Genomic DNA, 9,471 nt, shown 5'->3' with positions numbered 1-9,471 from the left:
CCGCCTTGTGGCGCGCGCCGGGATTGATCAGGGCTGAGGCGCGGTCCCCTCCCCTGCAGGCGGAGCGGAGACAGGCCCCTCCTCAACCGATCCCGACTACTCCGCCGCCGCGACCAGGGTTTCCGCCTGGGCCATCAGTCGCCGGTACTGGCGTACACTGAACGGCAAGGTGGCGAGATAGCCCACGCCCAGAACCATCAGGGTCGTCCACGGCGCGCTGACGACACCGGCGGCCAGCAGCACCAGGCCCAGGAACAGGAACACGACGTAGCGCGGGTGGATGCGCAGCCCCTTCAGCGAGAAGGTGGGAATGGCGCTGATCATCAAGCCGGCCATGGCCACGGTCCACACCACGACGAAGGCGGGATAGCCCACCACTTCGCGCCCCAGCTCGAAACTGGACACGATGGGCAGCAAGGACATCAACGCGCCGGCCGGGGCCGGCACGCCGGTGAAGTAGTTGTAGGCCCACACCGGCTTCTGCGCGGCGGAGCCCAGGGCGGTGTTGAAGCGCGCCAGGCGCAGGGCTGCACAGGCGCCATACAGCAGGCAGGCGATCCAGCCGAAGCTGCGCGCCTCGTTCAGGCCCCACATGTACAGGATCATGGCCGGCGCCACGCCGAAGCTGACCACATCCGACAGGCTGTCCAGTTCGGCCCCGAACTTGCTCTGCGCGTTCAGCAAACGGGCGATACGGCCATCCAACGCGTCCAGCACGGCGGCCACCACGATGGCGATGACGGCGTGTTCCCAACGCTGTTCCGTGGCGAAGCGGATGCCCGTCATGCCGGCGGACAGCGCCAGCACCGTCAGCATGTTGGGCAGCAGCTTGTTGATGGTGAGACCGCCCAGGCGGGGCGGCCGGATGGCCCGCCGCCGCCGTCCCAAAGCCGCATCCCCGCCCATCCTGGCAGGCCGCTGCACCATCAGCGCACCACGCCCTGGCGCTGGGGCTCGGCGCTGCTGAGGTCGGCCAGGATGGTTTCGCCGCCTAGCGCCTTCTGGCCGACGATGACCAGGGGCTGCACGCCGTCCGGCAGGTAGATGTCGGTACGGCTGCCGAAGCGGATCAGGCCGTAGCGCTCACCCGTCGACACGCTCTGCCCCGGCTTCAGGGTGCAGAGGATGCGGCGGGCCACCAGGCCCGCGATCTGCACGAAGGCGATCTCTCGACCATCGGGCATGGCCAAGCGGATGCTCATGCGCTCGTTCAGGTCGCTGGCCTTGTCGAAGGAGGCGTTAAGGAACTTGCCAGGGTGGTATTCCGCGCGGGTCACCGTGCCCTCGATGGGGGTGCGGTTGATGTGCACGTTGAAGACGTTCAGGAAAATGCTGATGCGGGTCAGCGGCTCCGGCCCCATGCCCAGTTCGGGCGGCGGCACCGCCTTGGTGATCATCTGCACCAGGCCGTCGGCCGGACTGACCATCAGGCCGGGGCGGGTGGGCACCACGCGGTCCGGATCCCGGAAGAAATAGGCGCACCACGCCGTCAGGATCACCCCGATCCAGCCCAGGAAGGTGGAAAGCCAGAACAGGATGAGGGTGACCACGGCGAAGGCCAGGATGAAGGGCCAACCGGCGCGGTTGATCGGCACGATGACGGTGCTGAGAGCGGACATTTGCACTTTCCAAAAGGCAGGTCCCCGATGGGTCACCGACTGGCGGGCCCAAGGGAGATGGGTGGATGGCCGCAGTGTAGACAGGGCCGCCCCGGATTTTAAGTGCCATTCCATGTTGTTTGGGCCAACTGCACGCCGACCTGGCTGTTCAAGGCCTTTTTTGGCGTTAGTCCATGCTTGGGTCCGGGCCGGCTTCTCCACCCTGTGAACTACGACGGGTTGCCTACCGTTCTCTTCCTCAAGGGCGGATACCCTTGGACGTCGTTTTGCGGAAAAATGTGGTCAATCTGGGTCGGCCTCTGGCAACGGCGCGTCCTGGTGCCTCGCTGACGTTGACAGGTTATTGCCCCGTGCGCGCCGAACAGACATTCAACCGGGATCTGGCCCAGCGGTCCTCCACGGCCCGCCATCCCCGCTACCGCATCGTGGTGGTCGAGGACGAGGCCCTGATCGCCCTCGGCCTGCAGCAAATCCTGACGCAGCAGGGCCATGAGGTCTGCGCCCTGGCCGCCTCCCTGGACGAGGCGCTGGAGGCGGTGGGCGAGCATCGGCCGGACCTGGTGCTGATGGACGTGATGCTGCGCGGCGGCGACGACGGCGTGGAGGCGGCGAACCGCATCTGGAAGCGCTTCGGCATCCGCAGCCTGTTCACCAGCGCGGTGGATGCCGCCACCCTGCGCACCCGTGCGCCCAGCGTCGCCCTCGGCTTCATCACCAAGCCTTACCGGCCAGAGGACTTCCAGCGCAGCCTGGAAACCTTAAGCCTGGCATAAAGTCGCCCTCAGGCGACGGACGCGGGCATCCGCCCGCTGGCTCCCCCCTTACAAGCGCTGGCGGCAATGGCCCGCGCGCGGTATGACGGCCCCATGCCGTCCAATATGACTTCCCCCGCCCTGCCCATCGACTCCGTACTGCCGGACCTGCTGCGGGTCATGGCCGACACGCCCAACGCCGTGCTGCAGGCCGCCCCCGGTGCCGGCAAGACCACGCGTGTCCCCCTGGCCCTGCTGGACCAGCCCTGGCTGGCTGGCCAGAAGATCATCATGCTGGAACCGCGGCGCCTCGCCGCCCGCGCCGCGGCCAAGCGCATGGCCGACACGCTGGGCGAGGCGGTGGGTGAGACCGTGGGCTACCGCGTCCGCCTGGACACCCGCATCGGCCCCCATACCCGCATCGAGGTGGTGACGGAGGGCCTGTTCCTGCGTCAACTGCAAGGCGACCCCTCGCTGGAGGGCGTGGGCGCCGTGCTGTTCGATGAGTTCCATGAGCGCAGCCTGGACGCCGACCTGGCGCTGGCCTTCTGCCTGCAGGCGCAAGGCCTGCTGCGGGAGGATCTGCGCCTGCTGGTCATGTCCGCCACGCTGGACGGCGTGGCCGTGGCCAGGCTGCTGGGCGGCAATGACCGGGGCGACGCCCGCATGGTGACCAGCGAGGGCCGCGTCTTCCCGGTGGAGACTCGCTGGGTGGAACCCGCCGCCACCGACCGGCTGGAAACGGCCGTGGCCCGTGTGGTCAAGCGTGCCATGACGGAGGAAACGGGCAGCGCTCTGGTCTTCCTGCCCGGCACCGGCGAAATCCGTCGCACGGAAAAGGCCCTGGCCGACCTCGGCCTGCCCCGCGACGTGGTGGTGGCGCCCCTTTATGGCGACCTGGCGCTGGACCAGCAGGAAGCCGCCATCAGGCCGCGCCGGCTGGCCGGCGCAAGGTGGTGCTGGCAACGGCCATCGCCGAAACCAGCCTGACCATCGACGGCATTCGCGTCGTCATCGACGCCGGCCAGGCCCGCCTGGGCCGTTTCGACCCCGGCAGCGGCATGAACCGCCTGGAGACGGCCCGCGTCTCCCGCGCGTCCGCCGACCAGCGCCGGGGCCGCGCCGGCCGCCTGGAGCCCGGCGTTTGCTATCGCCTGTGGAGCGAGCAGGCGGACCGGGCGCTGACGCCCTACGCCCCGCCGGAAATCCTGCGCGCCGACCTGGCCCCCCTGGCGCTGGAGCTGGCGGCCTGGGGCGTGGACGATGCCGCCGCCCTGCCCTGGCTGGACCTGCCACCGGCAGCTCCCCTGGCTCAGGCCCGCGCCCTGTTGAACCAGTTGGGCGCCCTGGACGACGCTCAGAAGATCACCCCGCACGGCCGGCGCATGGCCACCCTGGGGATGCACCCCCGCCTGGCCCACATGGTGCTGGTGGGCATGGATCTGGGTTTGGGGGCGGCCGCCGCCCACCTGGCCGCCCTGCTGGAGGAGCGCGATCCCCTGCGCGGCATCGCCCGTGACGCCGACCTGCGCCGCCGGCTGGATTTGCTGTCGGGCCAAGACAACGGCGCCGCCGACCGCAACGCCCTGCGCCAGATTCGGGAGGGCGCGCGTCAGACCATGCGCCAGCTGCGCATCACCGACCGTGCCTTCACGGGCGAGGATGCCGGCCGCCTGCTAGCCCTGGCCTATCCCGACCGTCTGGCACAGAAGCGTCCCGGCGGCCAGGGGCAATACCGCCTGGCCAACGGCAAGGGCGCGGTGCTGGACGCCGCCGACGCCCTGTCGCGCCAGGACTGGCTGGCCGTGGGCGACCTCGACGGCGACGCGCGCGAGGCCCGCATCTACCTGGCCGCCCCCATCACGCGGGAAGAGATCGAGGAGGTCTATGCCGGCCGCATCGTGACGGAAGAGCTGGTGACCTGGGACGGCCGGGAACAAGCCGTGCTGGCCCGCCGCCGGCGCCGCCTGTTCGGACTGATTCTGAAGGATGAGGCGCTGAGCCAGCCGTCGGCCGAGGCCATGGCCGACGCCATGATGGCAGGCATACGCGAAATGGGCCTGGCCGCCCTGCCCTGGACCAAGGCGCTGGACGCCTGGCGGGAACGGGTGCGCTTCCTCCACCGCTCCACCCGGGAAGGCGAAAAGGGCGCCGGCACCTGGCCCGACCTGTCGGACGAGGCGCTGCTGGCGGGTATGGAAACGTGGCTGGCACCTTATCTGCCGGGTATCAGCCGCGCCGGCCACCTGCCCCGGTTGGACCTTCACAGCGCACTGACGGGCATGCTGGACTGGGCCCAAGGCCAGGAGCTGGAGCGCCTGGCGCCCACGCACATCGACGTGCCCAGCGGGTCACGCCTTCCCATCGACTATTCCGGTGAGATCCCCACCTTGGCCGTGCGCCTGCAGGAACTGTTCGGCCTGCCGCAGACGCCGACGGTGGCGGGTGTGCCGGTGCTGTTGCATCTGCTGTCGCCCGCCCACCGCCCCATTCAGGTCACGCGCGACCTGGCCTCCTTCTGGGCCAACACCTATCGTGACGTGAAGAAGGATCTGGCGGGGCGCTACCCCCGCCACTACTGGCCCGACAACCCGCTGGAGGCGGAACCAACGGCCAGGGCCAAGCGGCGTGGGACTTAGTTTGGGCGCCTTCGAACGCCTTATGGCTTCCAGCTTGCGACCACCGCCCGCGCCACGCTGGCGATGAAGGCATCCGCCCTCTCCCGGGGGCCTTGGACGCTGGCGACGTAGACCGCCACGGCGTATCGGTGGCCGTCCGGCGCCGTCATCAGGCCCACGTCGTTGTTGGCCAGGGTCATGCCTTCGATGGAGGGTCCCGCCCCCGGCTTGTGCGCCACGGTCCAGCCTGCCACTAGGCCGGCCTTCAGGCGGTTGGGCTGGGTGGTGGTGTGGTCCAGGATGTCCAGCAGGCGGCGGGTGCTGGCGGGGCTCAACAGTTCGCCCTTATCCAGCCGCTCAAGCAGCAGGGCCATGACCGCCGGCTGGGCGGTGTCGCGCGGGTCGTTGAGGTAGGCCTCACGCTTGGCGAGGCGGGTGGCGACGGGCACGGCGTCGGCGGCGGCCTGGAACACCGCCGGCTCGACATAGGCGTCCTGCCACGTCAGGCCCAGGATATCGCTTTGCAGGTGGCGCTCATCCCGATCCACGCGGATGCCATCCAGCCCTCTGGCTGTCAGCGCGGCCTGCACCGCCGCCGGGCCGCCGATCAGGCGAAGCACGGTGTCGGCGGCAATGTTGTCGCTGTCCGCCACCATGCGCGCCATCAGGTCGTCCAGCGTGGTGGTCCAACCGGCGGGGGTGATGTTCTTGGCCAGCGGCTGCCAATAGACGGAACGGTCCCTGGGATAGAGCGTGACCTTGCGCTTCAGGTCCATGGCCCCCTTGTCCACCAGGTCCAGCAGGGCGATGGCCACGGTCAGCTTGAACACGCTCTGCTCGGGAAAGCGTTCCTGCGCCTTGACCCCCGCCACGGCGCCAGTGGCGGGGTCGCGCACGGCGATGCCGGCGCGGCCGGGAAAATCATGGGCCAGCTGATCCAGGCGCGCCTGCAGCGCCGGCATGTCCAGCGAGTCGGCGCCGGCGGGCGCGGCGACGGCAAGGCACAAAGCAGCGGCGGCGCAAACCGTGCGCAGCGTCGATGTCAGCATTGGAAAGGTCCCCATTCCTCTCGGGCCTGCCGAAGACCGGCGGCCACGGAGGAATGCCCGGAAACTATGGTGGAAGCGTGGCGGCCCAGCCGACGAAGATCAAACCTTAGCTGTCAGATCAGTCAGCTTGCTCAGCAGATAGTCCAGGTCGTCGCTGGCCATCTCCTCGAACTGGGTCAGGATGCGCTCCAGCATCTTGCGGCGATGGCGTTCCAGGTCATGGTCCCCGCCATCGAATTCCGTCTCGCTGGCGACATCCAACGCCACCTTGATCGCCGGATAGATCGACTGGGGCATGTTGGTGCGGTCGAACAGCGCCTTCATGCCCAGCTTGCCGGCGTCATGGATCAGCATGCGGGCGTTGGGGGTGGGGATGCGGGCCAGCTGGGCCAGCGCCACCTCGAAAAAGGCGACGTCGCCCATGCACAGCGACCGCAGCAGCAGCGACGGCGACAGGCGGCCGTTGCGGTACAGCTGTTCCACCAGGGTTTCCAGCTGGGCATCGGTGGCCACGCCCACCAGCTCATAGGTCGCCTTCTCGCGGCCTTGCAGGACGATGTCGCTGGCCACGTCCGCCGGCAGTTCATGCCGTTCCACCAGCCGCTCGCGCAGCTGCTCCGACACCATGGTCACCAGCCGCTCGGCGATGGTGACGGGAAGGGCGCCGCGCTCGATAAGGGGGGCGTGGACGGCGTCGCTCTTGGGGAAGCGGTTCAGCACACGGGTCAGTGCCGCTTCCGTCACCTTGGCTGCCTGGTTGGCCATCAGGGTGGCGACGGCGGTTTCCCCGCCTTTGTCCACCAGCACGTCGGCCACGCCCTCCGAGACTTCAGAACGCTTGGCGACAGCCGATTGTTTCGCTTCCGATCCGGTCTGGATCAACTCAATCAGGTCGGCGTCCGTCAGGACGGACGATAGCTCGATGAAGGGCAGCGACACCTCTTCCACGTCGCGGGCCAGCTGCAGGGCCACGTCACGGGGGATCGCGGGGTAGGTCTTCAGGCTTTCCGACAGGGCCAACGGACGCGCACGGCGGCATCACGGGGCATCAGGCGGACGATGTCTCGCGCCAAGGCCCGTTCGGACGGGGACAGATGGTCGGTGCCCAACTGGGCGGCGACCTGGTGGCCATCTCGGCGCGGGTCGTTGCGGACGGATCGGCCAGCAGCCGCTGCACATCCTGATGCGTTAAGGTCTCGGACATGGGCAGGGCAACCCGCTCCCTTCACTACCAACCGGCACCTGGTTTCCCGCCCCCGGGCCCGTAGCCGTCGTTTCGGCCGGAACGGGGGTGCCAGGTTTCGCCTCCATATCGCCCCGGTGCACCACCGGATGGCCATTGCCAAGTAATAATACAGCCTTCACCGTCTTGGCCAACGCCATTTGGGTGATATTCCCCCGCGTCACCCCCGGGTCTGCCACGCGGGGTCTGCCATCGCCGCCTGTTGACGGGCCCGCCGGCGCCGTGCGCGCTCCACCTCCTGGATGCGTCCCTCCACATCCACCAGCCGTTCCGACATCACCTCCAAGGCGCGGTCGTCATAGACATAACTGCCGGGATGATCAGCCTGCCAGCGGGCGACCGTCGCGTCCCTCTCTTGCAAAAGCTCAACGATTTCATCGCGATAAAGGCTGACCAGCGCGGTGATCCAGCGATTCAGCGGCCACGACGGCCGGGCGTGGTCGATCTGGAAGCCTTCCAGCATGCTCGCGACATCGTCGGCGGCGTACCAGGTTTCGCCCGTCACCCAACGGTTGGTGGTGAACAAGCGTATCACACGGCCCATGATGTCAACCGAAATACCGACCAGATGGCTCAGCGCCGCGTTGCCATCCTGATCGGGCTGAAGATCGGGCAAGGGCGCCGGCGCCACCCCTTCCGGCATGCCCAGCGGCCGCATGAAGGTGTGAAAATGGCCCACTTCCTCCCCAACCAGTTCCGACTCCGGATGGGCATGGAAATAGTATTGGGCGTGGTATTCGCTGTCGTAGACATCGCCCGGCGGGTGATGGCGCCAGGCTTCCACCGGCGGCACCGCGTCGCGCAGCACCTCGGTCAGCACCGTGTCGCCCGTCTTGGCCAACACCCTGGAACACAGGGCCACTTCCCGCGCGGCCTCGCACAGGCGCGCCAGCGTCTCATCGGACAGGGCGTCAACGACCGGACCGCCGCGCACGGGGCCACGCAGGAAGGGCATGGAGCGCCCCTCCCTCAGACGCCGCCGCCGGCGCGCCGTCCGGGCTGCAACGCCCATTCGGCCACCTGCCGGGCCAGCGTGTGGAAAGCCTCGTCATAGGCGGCCAGCACGGCGTTGAAACCGGTGCCCTTGGCCGGCACCCGGATCTCGAAGCCCTGGCTTTCCTGGATGGTGCGCCGGGGCAGCGTCACCATCTTGCACTGGGCGCGGACATGGATGGCGGGAGCATCCTCCACCGTCGCGTGGGGATATTCCGCCTGGAAGTCCCGGATGTCGGTCAGCAGGACATAGTCGGCACGCAGGCCCGAGCCCTCGCGCCCCACGCCGGAGATACGGCCGGAATATTCGAAGGACTCGATGAGCAGGCCCTGTAGCATTTCCGGCATGGCGTCCTGCCATTCCGCGTCGAAATAGCCGAAGTCCCCCGCCCCTTCCAGGTGGCGCAGCGGCACCCGGGTGGTGTTCAGCACCGAGGTGGTGGTGGGCACGCCCACGAGCAGCTGCCAGCCCACCGGCGGCGCCGGCGAAAACTCGCGCGCCGCGGTCAGCCGCACCACATGCGGCGGGCTTTCGAAGATGGAACAGGCCGGCAGCGCCCCCAGCGCCAGGCCACCGCCCATCATTCCCATTCCGCGCGCCAGCAGGCGGCGGCGATTCAACGCCCCCTTCACGGCCCCCCTCATTTCACCTCCACGCCACGCTGCCGGCCACCGAAGAGGAAGCCGGACGGATCGTTCTCGATGCGGTTGGTCACCCGCGACAGGTTGTTGCTGAGCGTGCGCAGGTCACCGATCAGCTGGGTCAGGTCGTAAAGACCGCTGGAGGTGAAGTCGCGGATGGGCCCGCGGTTCTCTTCCACCATGCCGCGCAGCTGTTCCACCGTCTGGTTCAGGTTGCGGGTCAGGACCTTCACATCCTCCGCCGACTGGTTCAGGTTGCCGCTGATGCGCTTGGCGTCACTGCCGACGGTGTTGACGGTGGTGCGGGTGTCGACCAGCAGCGCCTCGGTCTGCTTGCTGATCTCCCGCACGCTGCCGCGCAGTTCGTTCACCAGATGGCCAGCGTCCTGCACCGTGCCGTTGGCGGCGCCGGCGGTGGAGGCCAGGTTGGCCAGCATGGAGGCGAAGGCCTTCTGGTTGTCGGGCGTCATGAAGCCCGCCAGGCTGTCCGACAGCTTGATCAGGTTTTCCAGCAGATGCGGCGCCTCCTGCAGCAGCGAGGCGATGTTGCTGGGA

Annotated in this window: 9 protein-coding genes and 1 pseudogene; 3 read left to right on the top strand and 7 right to left on the bottom strand. The window is 68.5% G+C overall.

Going from position 1 to position 9,471, the window contains the following annotated elements:
• Window positions 1-96: 96 nt before the first annotated feature.
• On the bottom strand, window positions 97-927 hold the full coding sequence (gene pssA / locus I55_RS05230) for a CDP-diacylglycerol--serine O-phosphatidyltransferase (RefSeq protein ID WP_252181020.1): 831 nt from the start codon (window positions 925-927) through the stop codon (window positions 97-99).
• Complete coding sequence (locus tag I55_RS05225) at window positions 927-1,619, bottom strand: phosphatidylserine decarboxylase (protein ID WP_044559448.1); 693 nt, start codon at window positions 1,617-1,619, stop codon at window positions 927-929. Before I55_RS05225 ends, pssA begins: the two co-directional genes overlap by 1 nt.
• Window positions 1,620-1,969: 350 nt before the next feature.
• Between I55_RS05225 and I55_RS05220 the strand changes: the two genes are divergently transcribed.
• From I55_RS05220 to hrpB, 3 genes are all read left to right on the top strand, one after another.
• Window positions 1,970-2,392: a response regulator gene (locus I55_RS05220; protein ID WP_159107112.1), complete on the top strand. Its 423-nt coding sequence runs from the start codon at window positions 1,970-1,972 to the stop codon at window positions 2,390-2,392.
• A gap of 93 nt (window positions 2,393-2,485) precedes the next feature.
• A complete protein-coding gene (locus I55_RS39285) occupies window positions 2,486-3,361 on the top strand; it encodes a DEAD/DEAH box helicase (RefSeq protein WP_307718696.1) in 876 nt (291 codons plus the stop codon).
• A complete protein-coding gene (gene hrpB, locus I55_RS05215) occupies window positions 3,325-5,010 on the top strand; it encodes an ATP-dependent helicase HrpB (RefSeq protein WP_307718695.1) in 1,686 nt (561 codons plus the stop codon). The genes I55_RS39285 and hrpB overlap by 37 nt, the downstream gene beginning before the upstream one ends.
• Window positions 5,011-5,030: 20 nt before the next feature.
• On the opposite strand, the gene bla is transcribed toward hrpB, so the two are convergent.
• The 5 genes and pseudogenes from bla to I55_RS36830 form a co-directional block, all read right to left on the bottom strand.
• The gene (bla, locus tag I55_RS05210; RefSeq protein WP_049973856.1) at window positions 5,031-6,038 is read right to left on the bottom strand and encodes a class A beta-lactamase; all 1,008 of its coding nucleotides are present in this window, start codon (window positions 6,036-6,038) and stop codon (window positions 5,031-5,033) included.
• Between the two features lie 99 nt (window positions 6,039-6,137).
• Window positions 6,138-7,058 carry a DUF2336 domain-containing protein gene (locus I55_RS05205; RefSeq protein ID WP_307718694.1) on the bottom strand — a complete coding sequence of 307 codons (921 nt, stop codon included), beginning with the start codon at window positions 7,056-7,058 and terminating at the stop codon, window positions 6,138-6,140.
• Between the two features lie 383 nt (window positions 7,059-7,441).
• Window positions 7,442-8,236 carry a DUF6969 family protein gene (locus tag I55_RS05200; protein WP_044559447.1) on the bottom strand — a complete coding sequence of 265 codons (795 nt, stop codon included), beginning with the start codon at window positions 8,234-8,236 and terminating at the stop codon, window positions 7,442-7,444.
• A 14-nt stretch (window positions 8,237-8,250) separates the two neighbouring features.
• Complete coding sequence (locus tag I55_RS05195) at window positions 8,251-8,919, bottom strand: ABC-type transport auxiliary lipoprotein family protein (RefSeq protein ID WP_083900856.1); 669 nt, start codon at window positions 8,917-8,919, stop codon at window positions 8,251-8,253.
• Window positions 8,916-9,471: pseudogene (locus I55_RS36830) on the bottom strand (MCE family protein); the annotation flags it as partial. The gene I55_RS05195 and the pseudogene I55_RS36830, both read right to left, overlap by 4 nt.

Source organism: Azospirillum sp. B4, assembly GCF_000333275.1.
GTDB lineage: Bacteria > Pseudomonadota > Alphaproteobacteria > Azospirillales > Azospirillaceae > Nitrospirillum.
Note: the sequence above shows the minus strand (reverse complement) of the source record. Positions and strands in the feature narration are given on the sequence as shown.